Origin of the sequence: Anaerohalosphaera lusitana (assembly GCF_002007645.1) — a bacterium.
GTDB lineage: Bacteria > Planctomycetota > Phycisphaerae > Sedimentisphaerales > Anaerohalosphaeraceae > Anaerohalosphaera > Anaerohalosphaera lusitana.
This window is the reverse complement of record NZ_CP019791.1, coordinates 2,015,456-2,032,070: the sequence shown is the minus strand read 5'-3', so window position 1 is coordinate 2,032,070 and position 16,615 is coordinate 2,015,456. Positions and strand designations below refer to the sequence as shown.

Genomic DNA, 16,615 nt, shown 5'->3' with positions numbered 1-16,615 from the left:
CAACACCCCGAAATTGCCGTGCATAATCACATAAGCAAAGCCTTTACAGGGACTTACGACACTCGAGACAGGGGCTAATCACTCAAATTTTTAAGCGATTGGGCCAAATTGCGTACTAATCTATTGCTATCCTCTTTGGCGAACCAGGTCATAACCTTATCGAACTCTTTGCCTTCTTGCATGTCCAAAAGATAAATCGCCATCAATCTGACGGGCCATTGCTGATCATTGACATGTGCAGAGACGCTGCTTAGCAAATCGGCGTTTCCAGCACCAACAGCGTTTACTATAGCATTGAGAGTGGCTGTTTTGACGATCCAATTCTCGTCCTGCAGTCCCTTTTTCAGGCCCCGGACGAGCGTTGACCGCTCCACTTTCACAGCTTTATAAAGAGGCTCGATCGCCTCGAATGCGTACTGTTCGGCGAGCAGGTTGGCCAAAAGCTCGACAGTTACAACCCGCTGTTTTGCCTGTCCGCGGCTGAGGGCCTTGAGTCTCTGCGAGAAATATGCCCTGCTGAGGAATACGCCGGGGCGGGTAATCTTTTTGGTGAGCACACCGGTGGAACCCAACGAGCTGGTTATCTTGCCGTCTTGGGGAACGGAGGGCTCCAGGATGCACTCAAACTCCAGCGTGAGGTCGGCCTGGGGGTAGATGGTCAGTATACGGTTCATTTGGCCGACGCTGAGGTGGAGATCAAGAGATGCATAATCGCCGGGAGCGATTGGTTCGCCCGGCTGGATATTTTGACTGATCAGTTCGCCCAGCGAGACATTCACATCTCCTGAGATCTTTGCATTGACCAGGATGCTGCCGGTCAGAAAGCTGTCATCCGATATGACCAGATCCTGATTGCTGTTATTGGTTATCAGGATCTTTGCCCAAAGGTCGCTGTTTTGCGAGACCTTATCACTTGAAGTTTTCAGCTTGATGTCCACGAGCTGATCGACCGGCTTGAATGCGGGCACGACGACGTTATCGAAACGGGTTTTCAGCTCACTTATCACCGGCTCGGGATCCAATGCGGGCTGGTAGTCTTCGTTTCGCTGCTGCATTATCGCTCGGGCCTTTTGGGCGGCAAGTGAGCTGGGTGACATGAGGACGACGGCATTGAGTTTTTCCGTGACTGCTGCATCGTCCTGCTGCTGTGAGGGATCCGAAATTTCAGACAATGTGACCGCAAGACGCGCAGTCTGGTTGAATTCAGCGATATCAGCGGCTAACTCTTTGACTGTCTCGCCTTGTCCATCGCCATTATTTGCCATAGCGTATGCGAGGATCGCTTTGACCTCTTCACGGTCGGGCTCTGCGGAGAGGGCTCGGTTGGCCCATGTCAATGCCTTGTCGAAATCCGGCAGCACGAAGCTGTAATACCAGGCGATCGTCAGTGGGTCCAGCAGCTTGCCTGCGTTTTCGTTTTCGAGCATCTGCTCCGCTTTTTTGCCAAGCTCGGCGAGAGCTGAAGTGTCTTTTGTTCCAGCGTTAACAGCGGCCTTGATCGCGAGTGCCTGGGTGACGAGGTCGAAACCTGTCTCCTTCTGGACGCGATCGGCAATTTCGCTGCAGATATCGGGCATATCGGCATTGTAAGCGCAGAGCATCCATTGCAGGTAGATCATCGAAGGCAGCTCGCTGTCTTCGTTGAGGTAGTCGAACAATTCTGCCGAATATGCATAGGCTTTGGAAGCCTGGTCGAAAGACGCAAGACCTTCAAGGAAGCCGGCAAGATCAAGAGCGCGGCTTAAAGAGAATGGGTTCTCGGTGAGACGGTATCGCATGTTGACAGCGACGCCGGCCCTGTTGAAACCGCCTCCCCCGCTTCGTAGAAGTGCGTCAAGTTTTTGAAAAGCTTTCTGATTGTAGGGGTTGAGGTCGTAAGCCTGTGAGAAATAGTTTGCAGCCCTTTGGGTTTCGGCTTTCTCGAACCACATCGTACCGAGCTCCGCAGCCAATTCGGAGGCAAGAACAGAGTTCTGTTTTCTGAGAACGCGGAACAGCTTGCCGAGGAACTCCTCGCGTTGTTCCCAGGAATCCAGTTGGTCGAGAGTTTTCGCTACTGCTTTGTGGACAACTACCAGGTCGGACTCGTCAGTCACGTAGCCTCGCAGTATCTGCGTTAAGCGAGGGACCGTAAAGCCGTCGCTTGCCCGACTGCTGATCTCCAGTGCCAGAGGAGCGAGATAATCCGCTCGGGGGTCCAGTTCCATGGCGGCCTCAATAAGTACCATAGCGACCTGAGAGAGCTCCGGGTTGTCCTCAGCGGCTATATGCAAACTTCTAGCATTATCGGCCAGAGCCTTTGCGCAGAGGGGAGACGCGAGTTCAGCCTTTTCAGCGGCATGAGCATTGTCGAGGCAAAAGCCGTTCAGAAGAAATAAAGCGACAAGCGAAATCGTGGATTTTCTGAAATTCATCAGCGTATTCTCCAATTTGTATGACGGTTGTTGTTGTGACATTGGCGTCAGTCAAATAGATACATGTGTATTCAGTTATATCGGCAAAGCGGGCGTGACTCAACAGCTACTTTTTAGCGGCTTTGAAAAGCGACAGCATTTCATTTTTGAGTACTGCCGAGCAGATATAGTATGTTCCACCTGCAAGCGGGACCATTACGGCGAGTCGGACGACCTGGTAGAACGTAGTGTTCGGCAGATCAGCCATCAGCTTTATCGCTGCCCAGCCGACAATCGCCATAACGCATGTAGCGGTCGTTGTGCGGAACAGGTTAATTCCCAGTTTGTCGAACAGTTTGCGTTCGAAGCGGTGTCGCATGGCGAGGATCAGGATAGCTACCTGCAGATAACTGCAGAAGGCGGTGGAGAATGCCAGGCCCGCGGTGCCCATGAACCAGATCAGGGTGAGATTCAGGACTATATTAACGCAGACCGCGAAGACGGCACTTCGCATGGGGGTTTTCGAGTCCTGAACGGAGTAGAATGCGCGGGTGAGTATCTGCTGGGAGAAGTAGCCGCAAAGCCCGAGGGCGTAGAAGATCAGCGTCCATGAGGTGGCGCCGGTGTCGGCGGACTGGAACTCGCCGTGCTCGAAGAGGGCTGCGACCAGCGGGTCCGCCACCAGCCAGAGGCCGACCGTTGCGGGCATTGCGATGAAGAGTGCACCTTTTACTCCCCTGCCGATGGTCAGGCACAGAGAGTCGTAATCGCGTTTGGCGGCACTTTCGCTCATGAGGGGGAAGATGGCTGTCGCGAGGGAAATGCCGAGCACGCCAAGCGGGAACTGGTAAAGCCTTTGTGAATAATAAAGGTGCGAAACGGAACCGCGCCAGAGGGGATATTCGAGCTGTCTGCCGAGCAACATGAAATAGTCGCCCTTTGCTTCGGACCCGGAAAAGAACCACGCGATCAGGTCGTCGGCCAGCGTGTTGAGCTGCGTCACGGTGAGGCCGATGATCATAGGTCCCATAAGAACGATGATCTTTTTGAATGCGGCGGAATTAGTATCCCAGCCGATGCTCAGTTTCACGCCGCTTTTTCGCAAGGCGGAACGCTGCATCCATATCTGTAATACGCCGGCAAGCAGGACGGCTGCTGCGACACCGAAGACCTGTATCCTGCCGTCAAGACCCATGACGGTGCCGGTGATGATCAGTGCACCGATTATGCAAAAATTCAAGACTATGGGGGCGGCTGCCGGGGCCGCGAAGTGTTTGTGGACGTTTAGCACGCCGGCCATTATCGCGACCAGGCAGACCATGAGAGCGTACGGGAGCATGATCGAACTGAGCGAGAGGATCAGCCTGGTATCCTGCGTGCCGTCGGCGAGCAGCCAGTACCCGCCCATTAGCATCCAACCGATGAGAACCAGGGCCGCAAGGATTATGAATACGCTGGTCACCACGGTGTTGGCAAGACGTGCGGCAGACTCGCGGTCATTGGCGAGTTCCTCGCTGTATACGGGTATGAACGAAGCGGAGGCCGCACCTTCGCCGAAGAGCCGTCTGGCGAGGTTGGGTATGCGAAAAGCGATCGTCCAGGCATCCATAAGACCGCCTGCACCGAGGAAATAGCTGTACGCCATATCTCTGATGAGGCCGAATATACGGCTGAAGACCGTCAAAACAGCAATTTGTTTGAAACCCTTGATCATGGAGGGCAGTTTTAACCGTTTAATCGAGAACTTGCAAGCATTCAGGCCGAGGTACGTGAATCCTGGGCGGCCACGGCGAGCACAAGAGCATGAACCTGCTCGGCACCGGCTGACTTCAGTACGGCGGCGCATTCGTTCAATGTCGCGCCGCTGGTTATTATATCGTCAACCAGGCAGATTCTCTTGCCTGCAAAATCGTGGCCCTTTCGTACGGCGAAGGCTCCGGCGACGTTCTTTTTTCGCTTGCTGGACGTGAGGTTCCACTGTCTTTGTGTGTCGCGTATGCGGACAAGGTCGTTGTTGATCGGAGCCCGGCGGGCTGGGAGTTTTTTGCATATCAGCTCGCTCTGGTTATAACCGCGTCCGAATCGCCGCAGCCAGAACAGGGGGACGGGCACGAAATAGTCGATTTCATGGGCAAATTCAGCGGTACAGAGTGAAGCACCGGCCAATTCGCCCAATCTGGGTGCCAGTTCACAGCCGTCATGGAACTTGAATTTGAGGATGAGATTTCGCAGCAGGCCGTCGTATATGCCGACCCGTGCAATGCTGTCGAACATGATCTCGCGGTCCAAGCAATTGCCGCACTGACCGTCGAGCAAGCCGTAGCCGCTTGCGTCTCGGCCGCAATGAGGACAATAATCGCCGGCGGTACATACCTGGAAGTCATCCCAGCATTTTTTGCAAAGGAATTCCTCGTTGCCGGGAAGATGAGTTCCGCAATGGCAACAGACGCCCGGCCAGAGCAGATCGCTCAGTCCTTTTCTGAGAGATCCGGCAAAGCAACGAGTTTGTGATATTAAACTGGCAGTAAAGCTCCTCATAGGAGCAGAATTCTACCAGATTTAATGAGAAAAGCGGAGTATTTTTTTAGATCTAGTTCGCGGCCCGCCTGCGTCTGCGTTCACCGGTAGGCCAGCTTTCGTAATCGGGCACATAGTATGGGCCGTTGGTCGCGGTGATGGAGCCTATTTTTGCGCTGGGGCTGGTGTATTGACCGTCCTCGACAGGTTTGGTTTCGCAATGTCCGTCGACGAATACGACACTTGTGCGGTCGTCGTGTCTGAAGCTGGTCGTTGGACACGGATTCTTTTGCCATCCGGTTTTGTCAGCAGAGAGTATCATCGGCGGGTCTATCATTGCGTTGTTTGACAGCTCTGCCTGGTCGGGCCGGATGTTCCAATCGAGCATGCTGTCGGCGAAAGCTATCACCTTTCCGCTATTTGATACGCCGGCAAGTCTCTGCCAGGGTTTGTCATGAATATTCTGCCAGGGACTGCTTGGCGGAGCGAGGTAGTAGCCGTTATATCCATAGGTGCTTGTGATCCAATCGGGCGAAACGGACTCGTCAGCGGGTTTGGCTTGAAGCTCGTAACTGCCGAACGGCTGGGAGGGGCATTCGTAGATACCGCCCTCTTCCAGACTGCTCTGCATGTATGGGTACAGAAAACCAGCCTTGTGATCGATGCCGTCGGATTTGATCTGCCCCCACCAATAAGTGTTATCATCGGGATCATAGGTGGGTATGGAATAGTCATTGTTGTCGGCTGCATAGGCCCAGAATGCGATACCCATTTGTTTGAGCTTGCTCATGCAGACCAGACCCTTTGCTTTCTGCTTGACCGCACCGAGCGCGGGAAGCATGACAGCCATGAGCATGCTTATCACAGCGATAACCACAAGAAGCTCTATAAGCGTAAAGCCTTCATTGCCCGTTCGCTTGATTGTTCGATCATGTGACATCAGTTTCACCTGTTCCATTCACCAGCTATCAGGGCCTGATCCTTCATATCGACCCGGCCGTCCAGATTCAGGTCAGACCTTTTGAGGCCAACCGCCCCGTCGTACGTCCATTCCTCGGCGAGAAGCAATATATCCGCGTGATCCAGTGTGCCGTCATCATTGATATCACCCGCATAGCCGGGCTGATAGAATTTGTGCAGACCATCGTAGCCGATGCTGTAAACGCTGTCGTAAGTCGCCGCAGAGCTGCTGCCGCAACCGGAATACCGGCTTATAATAAAACCGGGGTCAGCAGGGGTTTTATCAGCGTCGAGAATGAATAACTGCGAGTAGGGATCGAAGCTGTATTCATCCGCCTGCCTGCCGCCGACGTATAATTTGCCATTGGCGTAAACTACCTGGTTCGTGCTGCCGCCGATCGACATTGTCTCGGGCGTCTCCCAGAGTTTGACAGCGTTGCTTCCCTGGTCCCTGAAAGCCTGCACTTTGGGCCTAGATCCATACCCGTTAACTCCGCCGCAGATGTAGACCGTGTCAGCGACCACCACCGGCGTCGAGTTGGTTCTTTCGGTTTGTGTGACCCAGACGATCGAACCATCCGCACAATCGATCTTGCACAGGGCGGAGTTGTCGCCGGTGCCGTAGAAATCATAATTGGCCGCATAGAGAAAGCCTTCTTTGGTTACCGTGACCGCCCCGAAGAAGCCCTCGAACTGCGAACTGCTCGTCTGCCATACTCGCACCGGCTGATCCGCGTCAGCGTCGTATGCGAATACCGCTCCATTGTCCGACCCTTCGCCATCCCAACTGTTCTGGGATACGCAGGCGACGTAAACGGTACCGTCCTTATAGGCAGGGCTGTTGCCGCTGGTCGCACCTATCGAATCGGACCAGACTATTTCGCCCGGCTCGTAAGGATTTGTGTCAACGTCATTCGGATCGAGGTTAATGCAATACAGTCGGCCGCCGTCGCTATAGCCTGTGTAATCGGTTATGTAGGCCCTGCCGTTGTCGAGGTCATCCGCAATGCAGACGGAAGCGTTAACGACCGGTGCCTGCAATGCGGTCTGCCACTGTATCTGGCCTGTGATAATATCCAGTGCATAAACGTTGGTGCCCGAGCCGATAAGTACGAGGTTATGTTCTGTGTCTATTGCTGGGCTCGACCACGAATCCATGTATGCCTTGTCGACGACCGTCGCCCAGGCCACATCGCCGGTTTGACAGTCGAAAGCGATTACCTGATTGCTGACGTGTGAACCGCTGCTGTCATAGTAATGTGCATATGCAAATACTTTGCCGGCATGCAGAACCGGTGTGCTGGCCCATTCGAAATCGATCGCGTAAACCGGGTCCCATGGATCGGTCCCGGCAACCCATGCGAGATTCGAAGAGCTGACCGTATCAGGCCCGTCGACCGCGATCGGGGTCCGCGACGAATTGCCGCCGTAGTTCAGCCATGAATTGATAGCCGTGCTGCCTGCAGTACACAGACCCGCGAAGGCTGATACAACAGCAAATCCAATTGTCAGGGCAATTCTACTCATTCGATTATCCTGAAAAGGCAGGGACGGAAATAACCGCCCTGCCGAAGTTAAGCGAGATTCCTAGCTGGATCTTCTTCGCAAGAAGCATGCGCCGGTTCCGAGCAGAAGGATGCTCAGCGGCTCAGGAACTGCGGCACCGATCGCACCGCTTGCGATCGAAACGGCTTCCAGCTCAAAAGCATCACCGTAAGGCACGGTGAATCGAACATAGCCTATACGATCAAGCCCCGCTTCGGACACATCCAGCCAAGTGCCGCCCGCTGAACCGTCAAATACATCCAAAACCTCCTGCACACTACCAAGCCCGTCAAAATCACTGAGACTCACAGTAAAAGGCTTGCTAAAATCTGACTCTATTGTTGCTTCAGCATCACTGTAAGCTGCCGCTGGCATATCCATCTGAATTCTGTCGCCTCCGTTGAGAGCATACCAATCAGAACCACCCTCGCTTACCTCCACGACCGCCATCTGAGTCGGGCGAAACAGATCCACCGGATCCGTCGTCCCTCCGTCGGGCCAGCCGTCCTGATAAAACATCTGATAGCTGAATACTCCCAGTTCGAAGCCGTCCCCTGGCAAAAGGTAATTCTCAAGCTCAAGCGTAAGATGACCTCCCTCACCGATCGTCACAAAATCATCTGAAGTAAATGGCATATTGAACGGCGTTGTAGCACCCCACCCCGTATCAACGGCAATCTGCCCCAATGCTGCCTCAGGATTCGTATAACCAGACTCCGACGCGGTACTGGGATCATAAGAAACGACCCTGCCTGCAAACGAAGTACCGGCCTGCACCGTGCCTGCTGATACCGCTAATATCAAAACTACTGCTGTCAATGACTTCTTCATCGATCATCACCTTTCATACAATTTATCCATTTGCTGTCGCGACAGCTCTCGTCGCAGCCGCTTTTGCAAAGCGACCGCGACGAAACAACCCTGCCGCAAGCCCGTGGGCTTAACATGGAAATGGAAATCACCTTATTTACATAATTCATTAAACGGACCTTTACGCGGGCCCTGACAAATGCCGACACTTTGCTCCGTCTGTGCACAATCTGATCTAACGGAGGCGTTGGTGAAAACGGCATAAAAAAAACCGCCGTCCTCGAACAGAGAACGACGGTTATAAATTCCATTCACGAACTTCGTATAGGCTGCAGAGATTGCCTGCAGTTACACTATATCCGTGTACCGTTTTGTTGTTCCATGCCGCGAGAACGCAAAACTATATTCAACTCCAGGCAGGTTTTCTGACTCGCATCCTACCATCAGACCCCTTCCCATTCTAAACAGAAATAGTGGGATAATGTCTGACGGACTCACAACCCTTGCGGGCCGTGTCGGACGCTCACAGCGGCGCGACCGTCGCGGATTTTCACCGCGTTCCCTTGCATTTAACCGAAAGCCTTGTATGACTTTCGACCTGCAGTTGCGTATTCAAATTTCCAAAAGAACGAGAGTATACATAGCACAGAAGTCCTGGCATGGCAAGAGAAAAACACCATAAATCTCAAAAAGGTTCCTGCGGCTACAACATCTTGTGGTCACGCTGATTCCTGGGCAGCCAGCACTTTTCGATTGTAAAGCGGCGATGGGTGTGCTAAAGATATTTACTCCGCATATTATTAAATGAGAAGGGGCTCGGCAATGAAACTGGTATCATTTCGACAAGACGGCAGTGAAAGTTACGGCGTGCTGAATGAGCGGGGCGTAGTCGATGTTCCGAAAATGCTCACGGGTCCGCAGCCGCCCGAGACTCTTCTTGCGATGCTCGAAAGGCCTGATGCGGTCTCAAGGCTTGGAGATATCGCTCAGCAGGCGTCCGAGGTGATACCGCTGTCCGATGTGGAACTGCTGGCTCCAATCACGCGACCGGGCAAACTGCTGGCTCTTGCGGGAAACTATGTCAAGCACATTGTCGAGGCAGGTAAAAAGCTTGGTCTGTCCGAGTCGCCGCGGAAAACGACCGTGCCACGGCCGTTCCTGATGCCGCCCAATGTGCTGACCGCAACCAATACAACCATTCCCCTGCCGTGCTACAGCGAGACTGTTGACTACGAGATCGAGCTGACCGTCGTCATGGGCCGAACCGCTAAATGCGTTTCGCCTGAAGAGGCGCTGGAATATGTTGCGGGCTATACGATCGGCAATGACATCTCAGCTCGAACCGTCACGTTCAAAGAGGACCGGAGCGAACGTCCGTGGGATGAATTCTTCGACTGGCTAAACGGCAAGTGGTCGGACGCGTTCTTTCCGATGGGGCCATGCCTGGTTACAGCGGATGAGATCGGCGATCCGCAGAAGCTGGACCTCGAGCTGAAGGTGAACGGAGAGGTCCGCCAAAAAGCCAACACAAAAGACATGATCTTCACGGTCGCTGATACTGTGTCATTTCTGAGCCACATCATGACGCTAGAGCCGGGGGACTGCATCGCGACGGGAACGCCGGAGGGCGTGGGAATGGCTAGCGGCGTCTTCCTGCAGCCGGGGGATGAGATCGAGTGCAGCATAGAAAAAATCGGGACGCTGACCAATCTTGTGGGCCAACGTCCCGATCATAAATTCAAACCTTGTCAGCAGCTATAATTCAAGCGCTTTTCTGGTCGACGAAGCCTTCGAGCTTGCGTGACCGGACCGGGTGCTGCAGCTTGCGGATCGCTTTCGCTTCGACCTGACGGACACGCTCGCGGGTGACCTTGAAGATACGACCGACCTCTTCGAGCGTATAGGTGTAGCCGTCGCCGATGCCGTAACGCAGCTTTATGATCTCACGCTCGCGATAGGTGAGTGTCTTGAGCACGTCGTCGATGCGTTCCTTGAGCATCTCCTGCGTCGCGGACTGTACGGGCGATTCGACTGTTTCGTCTTCGATGAAATCGCCGAAGTAGCTGTCTTCGCTCTCGCCGATTGGTCTGTCCAGGCTGAACGGATGCTTGGATATCTTCATGACCCTGCGGGCCTCGGATACGCTCATCTCGGCCTTTTTTGCGATCTCTTCGATCGTGGGTTCGCGGCCGAGCTTCTGGAGCAGGTTCTTGCTGATCGTACGCAGCTTGCTCATCGTCTCGATCATGTGGACCGGTATGCGAATGGTCCTGGCGTGGTCGGCGATGGCACGGGTGATAGCCTGTCTGATCCACCATGTCGCATAGGTGCTGAACTTGTAACCGCGACGGTATTCGTATTTGTCGACCGCACGCATGAGTCCGGTGTTGCCTTCCTGAATGATGTCCAGGAAACTGAGCCCGCGGTTACGATATTTCTTTGCTATGGAGACGACAAGACGCAGGTTACCGCCGGAGAGCATTCGCTTGGCTTCTTCGTACTGTGCGTAGACCGACTCGATCATCCGCAGGCGTTTGTCGAGCTGCTTGGGCGTTTCAGCGACCAGGTCCTCAAGACCTGTAAGTTCCTGCTTCATGGCCGCGATATCTTCCTCGGCATAGTCACGGCTTGGTCCGCCGTCGATTATTTTCATCAGTTGATGCATCTTGTTCTGCATCGACTGGAGCTTCTTCATCATCGGCTGGATTCTGCTGGTTCGCAGACTCAGCTCTTCGAGAAGGGTCGCGATCTTGCGGCGATTGCGATGAAGCTGCTTGAGCTCCGCCTTGACCTTGTCCACATCACCGGCATCACGGATTTTCGCAAACAGATCATAGTTCTCATCGAGGAGTTTGTTTACGGTCTCGATGTTCTGAGGCAGGCGATTCTTGACCACGGCCCGGACAAGATTCTCCGTGGTGCTCATCTTCATTGTTCGATCGAACGGCAGGGTGCCGTCATGGACCTGCTGAAGAATTTCAACCGCTGCACGTGCGCAATAATCGTTTTCGAGGACCTTACGCCTGAAAGCAAGCCGGGTCAGCTCGATCTTTCTTGCCAGGCTTATCTCTTCGTCTCGCGAAAGCAGCGGTATCTCGCCCATCTGGGTCAGATACATGCGAACCGGATCGTCGATGCGTTTGCCGTCGGCAAGTGTCTTCTCGAGTATATCGTCCTTTTCCTCGAGATCGCGGTCACTGTCGCTCTCATCGAAATCCTCGGGTGACTTCTTGATGTCAGCCTCGTCGAGGAGCTTGATACCCATTTCGTCCAGCGTCATGAGCAACTGATCGAGCCTGTTGGGACTGATCGCCTCATCAGGCAATTGGTCATTCAACTGCTCATAAGTGAGAAATCCAGCTTCCTTACCCTTGTCAATTATGGCTGCGATGGTCTCCTCGGCCTTTTTGAGCTTGGCAGCCTTCATCTCGGGTGTTTCTTCTTCCTCATCATCTTTCGAGAAATCTTCGTCCTCGTCTACGGCGTCCGGATCGACCTCCTCAAAATTGACCTTTTCGTCTACGTCCGAGGCCTTAGTCGCAACCGATTCCTCAGAAGATTCGAGCAATTCAGCCGTTGTCTTTTCCATGGTCTCTTTCTTCATAGTAGATTTCTTTTTCCCTGCCATCTGTGCCTCTTTCTCTTTCAGGCTTACGTGGTCGGATTTGCAACCACATTCCCCATAAAACTTACTATCTCTCTTAATCTATGCAAAACTATCCGGAAGTTAGTCCCGGATTTCTGTGATTTTTTTTGCCTAACATTTTAGCCAGCTCACGCAGGCGGTCATCTTCGGCCATCGATGCCTTTATCTGTTCTTTCTCACGTTGCTGACGACAGTATTCGATCGCCTCTACTGCCTCTTCAAACCGGACCCTGTAATTACCCTTTCTTTCACCTGCTTCCTGCAGTTTCAAAACCAGTCCACTGACTTCGGGCGATTCGATCTCAGCGATCACCGTGGAAACGCCAGTTTGTCCTTTACCATGCTTTGCGAACACCTTGCCGGCTATTTCCCTCATGACCGGCACGTCAAATACATCAATACCCACGCGACTTTGGGCCTCTTCAATCAGCTTCGGTTCGTTCAAGAGAACTTCCAGCATTTCAGCCTGCGCCCTGGCTTTTAGCCCTTCCCCTATACTAACATTTCGAACCTGCTGATTTTTGACGGAAAAACTTCCTCCTTTTCGAATTCTTCCGGTCATTTTGCCAATTTCCGCGTTTATATCGGCTACACTTAGCCCGATTATGCGTGAGAGCTTATTCACGAGCAGTCCACGACTTATGGAGTCTATTTTGCCGCTGTCCAGTGCAGCAGCGAACGAGCGAAGATACTCTTCTGCAGCCGCTCGCCTGTCCGCCAGGTTATCGCTGTTTTCGAGCCCTTTTACAAGGCGGTCCCACTTGAACTCCATGACGTCACGGGCGTTTTCTATCACCTGCAAGAAGGCTTCTTTGCCGGCAGTGAGCAGGTAGTCGCACGGGTCCTTGCCCTCTTCCACGAAGGCCAGTTTGATGTCTATTTTCTGTGCCAGACACACTTCCAGTGCCCTGTTCGCCGCTTCCATCCCTGCAACATCGCTGTCGAAAACGAGCACTATCTGCTTTGCATAGCGTTGCAGGAGCCTGGCATGCCCGCTGGTAAAGCTGGTGCCCAGGGTAGCTATCACATTTTTGCAGCCGAACTGATGACACATGATCACGTCTGTGTAGCCCTCGACAACGACTGCGGTGCCGGTTTGGACTATTTCATGCCTTGCCTTGTCCAGGCCGTAGACACTATTGCTTTTGTCAAAGAGCGCCGTCGCGGGCGAATTCATGTACTTGGCAGGCGCGTCCCCCAGGGTTCGGCCGCCAAAACCAATCACTCTGCCCGTAACATCCGCAATAGGAAACATCAAACGATTGCGAAATTTATCGTAAATTCCACCGCTGTCACGTTCTACAGCTAGTCCACCTTCGATCAAAACCTGTTCGGGGACCTTAGAAACCTTCGCTGCCCTGCAAAGATCGTCCCAACTGTCGAGGGCAAAACCCAGGCCCCATTCCCGAGCCGTACTTTCGCTTATCTCGCGCCCGTGCACATAATTACGGGCGATTTCGCCTTTCTGTTCATCCCAAATATTGCGCTGCCATAACTTTAGGGCCCATCCATTAGCCCGCACTAGTACTTTTTTACCAGGTCCGGACTGGGCCGAATCCGATCGATCGCTTTGGCCCCGGTTTCGCTCGATCGGAATATTAGCACGTTCAGCCAATCGCTCCAGAGCCTCCGGAAAACTGAGATTTTCTCTGAGCTGAACAAATTTTATGACATCTCCACCGGCTCCGCAGGCAAAGCATTTGAATATCTGCTTTTCCGGGCTGACCATCATGCTGGGCCTGTGGTCCTGGTGAAAAGGACACAACCCAGCCAGTTCCTTGCCTTTGCGTTCAAGACGCAGGTGCTCCGATATCACATCAACAATATCGTTAGCCTGCTGGATCCGATCTTTTAGGTTTCCGTCAAATCTCAATACCGCACCCGAACTTCGCGGCCCAACCCGCAAAAAATAATCGGCCGCCCGTACTCACATCAGCGCAACTACCGACAAGCCGAATAAAAATGTCTTATTACCGAAAAACAGTGTTAACCAGTAGAGTATAGAAGTACTTGCGCAAAAGTCAAGTCAACCCGCCCCAAAATCCCCTTTTCAGCATTGTAAAGCCCACAGAACCCGCTAGAGGACACTTAGGAAAATAAGACAGCTAGTCCTCGGAGCAAAGCTTGTTAAGTTCGTCCAGCTTGAGATCCTGCAGATTATCTACAATGATATCCGCATTTCCATCCAGTGCTTCGGCAGAATATGTATTAGTAACGCCGATGCACTTGAGTCCTGCAGCCCTGGCCGCTGCCAATCCCCAGTGAGAATCTTCGATCACGACACACTCATCGGAATCGATAGTTTTTGCTGCTTTTAGACCTTCAAGAACCTTATGATAGCTTTCCGGGTCCGGCTTGCTGCGAACGACATCGTCAGCAGTGACTATGGTCTCAAAGTCCGCGGTAAGCTCGGTGCTGCGCAGCAACAGATCAATATCACTTCGCAGAGCACCGGAGCAGATAGCCATTCGAATACCTTTGTCACAAAGCATACTGACAAACTCGCGTACACCCTCGATCAAGCACCCGTCCTGGCGGGCTAGGTCCTCAAATGCGACTGTCTTGAGCTTTATCAGGTCTTCGACTTCGGAATCGGTCAGTTCGAGCTCAAAATCCCTGCTGACCTCGGCAACACAGTCGTAATCACTGTAGCCAAGATAAGTCGTGTAATACTGTTCTTTGGACAGCTTCACGCCCTTATCAGCCAGGACCTGCTGAAAGGCCTTGAAATGCAACGGTTCCGAATCAACCATTACGCCATCAAAATCAAATATTACTGCTTTAAGCATCTCGCTAACTCCAAACAGACTGTTGCCCAGCATACAAACGTAAATGCCGGGCAACAAGTTCTAATTCAAAATCAAATCATATTATCAGCCAGTGAACTTCAAGTTCACCTTATCCAAGCTCAGGTACTGGTCCGACCATTGCTTCATATTCACTGAAGGTCGCGGTATCGCCAGTGCAAACCTGCTCTGCCAGTGCTTTGATCTTCGGAGCGTTCTTGCTTACATAGCGTCTTGCAACCATTCTCTTGCGATCTTTCATACTGATCTTTTCGCCGTCAGCACCAGCAACAGCTACTTCCATCTCTACCGGGCTGCTCGCCTGGCCGCAAAGAAGATAACCGTTAATGATATATGAGGCGATATCTACAAGCTGCCTGCCGTACAGATCCATATAGTCGACGCCCTGCTCTTTTGCAAAAGCGATAGCCTTGCGAGCCTGCTCCATGCAGTCGCCCAGCGTACTGACGAGGTCCTTGACAGAACTGTCATATTCCTTGCCAGCCAGCTCAGTGACATACTTATCAAACGTACCGCCGCAAACGCCTCTGACCGCTGCAACAACCTGCAACTGACTCGTGCCTTCGTAGATCGTCGTGATCCTGGCGTCGCGGGCGTATCTTTCGCACGGGTAATCTCGCATGAAGCCGCTGCCGCCGAGCACCTGAATGGAGTCATAAGCGACGGAATTAGACATTTCAGAACCGTAGTATTTGCTGAGCGGCGTGAGAAGACCGTTTAGCCTCTTGAGGAAACGAACTCTCTTCTTTATGTCCTTCTTTTTCTGAGCGTCCTCAATGCCGTTCTCGAGAGAGACAGTATAGCCTATTTCAAGGTCGACCATTTTACTGCCCTCATATAACAGGGCCCTGCTGGCCTCAATCTCCATTTTCATGTCGATGACCATATCACGAACCGCTGGTAGCTTTTCGATTGGGCCGCCGAATTGTTCGCGACTTGCCGCATAATCTCTTGCAACTCTGTATGTGGCTTCTGCGATACCCTGCGACTGAGCGGCGATACCGACACGTGCGCCGTTCATAAGTGCCATAACGTACGTAACGAGCCCTCGCTGACGCTCACCGACGAGCTCACAAGGCGTCTTGTCGAAGAACAGTTCGCATGTGGGAGAGCCGTGAATACCGAGCTTGTCCTCGATCCTTCGCACGTGTACCGTCGGGCCGTTATTGCAAACGAACAGACTCAGGCCGAGACCGCCGGTACGATCCTCACTCCTTGCGAGAACCAGCAGCACTTCGCCGCAGCCGTTGGTAATGAACCGCTTTACGCCGTCCAGATACCAGTTGCCGTCATCGTCCTGATATGCCTGGAGCTGACAGGACTGCAGATCCGAGCCTGCGTCAGGTTCGGTAAGAACCATCGCACCTGTGACTTCGCCGGTCGAGAACTGGTGCAGATACTTCTGCTTGATCTCTTCGGAAGCAAAAGCGTTTATCGTTTCGGCGATACCCTGCAGGCCGAAAATGTTCATCAGCGAAGCGTCGGCCCGCGAGACTATTTCAGTAGCTATGGAGTAAACAGCTTGCGGAAAATTCAGACCACCGAACCGATGCGGCAGCGTAAAGCCCATCACGCCTGCCTTTGACAGCGCTTCAAGTGATTCGGAAATGCCCTCCGCATAGATGACTTCGCCCTCTTCGGTCAGGGTCGTACCTTCGCGATCGATGTCCTCGCTGCGCGGATCGATGAAATCGCCGCTGAGCTGACCTACCGCATCGAGCACCATTTCATAGTTTTTGATCGCGTCTTCACTGTCTACAGGTGCGTGCTCATACTCTTTTGCAAACCGAAATCCTTCTTCTTTCAATTCGGCCACTTCTTCCAGGGCCAGGTGCTTGAAAAGAAACCGGATGTCGTCATTGTCTTTATAAAAATTAGCCATGCTTCAATTCCGTTTCTAAATGACTTTTCGTCTAGTAATCCGTTTATATTCAACC

At 52.9% G+C, this 16,615-nt stretch carries 11 protein-coding genes and 1 riboswitch; of the genes, 1 reads left to right on the top strand and 10 read right to left on the bottom strand.

Going from position 1 to position 16,615, the window contains the following annotated elements:
* Positions 1-74 precede the first annotated feature (74 nt).
* The 6 genes from STSP2_RS08300 to STSP2_RS08275 form a co-directional block, all read right to left on the bottom strand.
* The gene (locus tag STSP2_RS08300; RefSeq protein WP_146661643.1) at positions 75-2,414 is read right to left on the bottom strand and encodes a hypothetical protein; all 2,340 of its coding nucleotides are present in this window, start codon (positions 2,412-2,414) and stop codon (positions 75-77) included.
* Positions 2,415-2,520: 106 nt separating this feature from the next.
* Positions 2,521-4,107, bottom strand: a complete 1,587-nt coding sequence (gene murJ / locus STSP2_RS08295; RefSeq protein ID WP_169853084.1) for a murein biosynthesis integral membrane protein MurJ — start codon at positions 4,105-4,107, stop codon at positions 2,521-2,523.
* A gap of 41 nt (positions 4,108-4,148) precedes the next feature.
* Entirely contained in the window at positions 4,149-4,931 is a 783-nt protein-coding gene (locus STSP2_RS08290) for a ComF family protein (RefSeq protein ID WP_146661639.1), read from the bottom strand.
* A 52-nt stretch (positions 4,932-4,983) separates the two neighbouring features.
* On the bottom strand, positions 4,984-5,850 hold the full coding sequence (locus tag STSP2_RS08285) for a type II secretion system protein (protein ID WP_169853083.1): 867 nt from the start codon (positions 5,848-5,850) through the stop codon (positions 4,984-4,986).
* Between the two features lie 5 nt (positions 5,851-5,855).
* The gene (locus STSP2_RS08280) at positions 5,856-7,397 is read right to left on the bottom strand and encodes an outer membrane protein assembly factor BamB family protein (protein ID WP_146661636.1); all 1,542 of its coding nucleotides are present in this window, start codon (positions 7,395-7,397) and stop codon (positions 5,856-5,858) included.
* Between the two features lie 60 nt (positions 7,398-7,457).
* Positions 7,458-8,246, bottom strand: coding sequence for a PEP-CTERM sorting domain-containing protein (locus tag STSP2_RS08275; protein WP_146661634.1), 789 nt, complete (start codon positions 8,244-8,246; stop codon positions 7,458-7,460).
* Between the two features lie 377 nt (positions 8,247-8,623).
* Positions 8,624-8,842, bottom strand: a riboswitch (cobalamin riboswitch).
* A 205-nt stretch (positions 8,843-9,047) separates the two neighbouring features.
* Here STSP2_RS08275 and STSP2_RS08270 point away from each other — a divergent pair.
* On the top strand, positions 9,048-9,986 hold the full coding sequence (locus STSP2_RS08270) for a fumarylacetoacetate hydrolase family protein (protein WP_169853082.1): 939 nt from the start codon (positions 9,048-9,050) through the stop codon (positions 9,984-9,986).
* A gap of 1 nt (position 9,987) precedes the next feature.
* Here the strand turns inward: STSP2_RS08270 and rpoD are convergent, their stop codons facing one another.
* The 4 genes from rpoD to STSP2_RS08250 form a co-directional block, all read right to left on the bottom strand.
* Positions 9,988-11,652 carry an RNA polymerase sigma factor RpoD gene (gene rpoD, locus STSP2_RS08265; protein ID WP_146664030.1) on the bottom strand — a complete coding sequence of 555 codons (1,665 nt, stop codon included), beginning with the start codon at positions 11,650-11,652 and terminating at the stop codon, positions 9,988-9,990.
* Positions 11,653-11,941: 289 nt separating this feature from the next.
* Positions 11,942-13,744: a DNA primase gene (gene dnaG, locus STSP2_RS08260; protein ID WP_169853081.1), complete on the bottom strand. Its 1,803-nt coding sequence runs from the start codon at positions 13,742-13,744 to the stop codon at positions 11,942-11,944.
* 232 nt (positions 13,745-13,976) lie between these two features.
* Positions 13,977-14,660, bottom strand: a complete 684-nt coding sequence (locus tag STSP2_RS08255; RefSeq protein ID WP_169853080.1) for an HAD family hydrolase — start codon at positions 14,658-14,660, stop codon at positions 13,977-13,979.
* Between the two features lie 109 nt (positions 14,661-14,769).
* Positions 14,770-16,560, bottom strand: coding sequence for an acyl-CoA dehydrogenase family protein (locus STSP2_RS08250; RefSeq protein WP_146661626.1), 1,791 nt, complete (start codon positions 16,558-16,560; stop codon positions 14,770-14,772).
* Positions 16,561-16,615 lie beyond the last annotated feature (55 nt).

Coding starts and splice junctions, on each gene's coding strand:
- STSP2_RS08300 (WP_146661643.1), bottom strand. CDS start 2,414: ATGAATTTCAGAAAATCCACGATTTCGCTTGTCGCTTTATTTCTTCTG.
- murJ (WP_169853084.1), bottom strand. CDS start 4,107: ATGATCAAGGGTTTCAAACAAATTGCTGTTTTGACGGTCTTCAGCCGT.
- STSP2_RS08290 (WP_146661639.1), bottom strand. CDS start 4,931: ATGAGGAGCTTTACTGCCAGTTTAATATCACAAACTCGTTGCTTTGCC.
- STSP2_RS08285 (WP_169853083.1), bottom strand. CDS start 5,850: ATGTCACATGATCGAACAATCAAGCGAACGGGCAATGAAGGCTTTACG.
- STSP2_RS08280 (WP_146661636.1), bottom strand. CDS start 7,397: ATGAGTAGAATTGCCCTGACAATTGGATTTGCTGTTGTATCAGCCTTC.
- STSP2_RS08275 (WP_146661634.1), bottom strand. CDS start 8,246: ATGAAGAAGTCATTGACAGCAGTAGTTTTGATATTAGCGGTATCAGCA.
- STSP2_RS08270 (WP_169853082.1), top strand. CDS start 9,048: ATGAAACTGGTATCATTTCGACAAGACGGCAGTGAAAGTTACGGCGTG.
- rpoD (WP_146664030.1), bottom strand. CDS start 11,652: ATGAAGGCTGCCAAGCTCAAAAAGGCCGAGGAGACCATCGCAGCCATA.
- STSP2_RS08255 (WP_169853080.1), bottom strand. CDS start 14,660: ATGCTTAAAGCAGTAATATTTGATTTTGATGGCGTAATGGTTGATTCG.
- STSP2_RS08250 (WP_146661626.1), bottom strand. CDS start 16,560: ATGGCTAATTTTTATAAAGACAATGACGACATCCGGTTTCTTTTCAAG.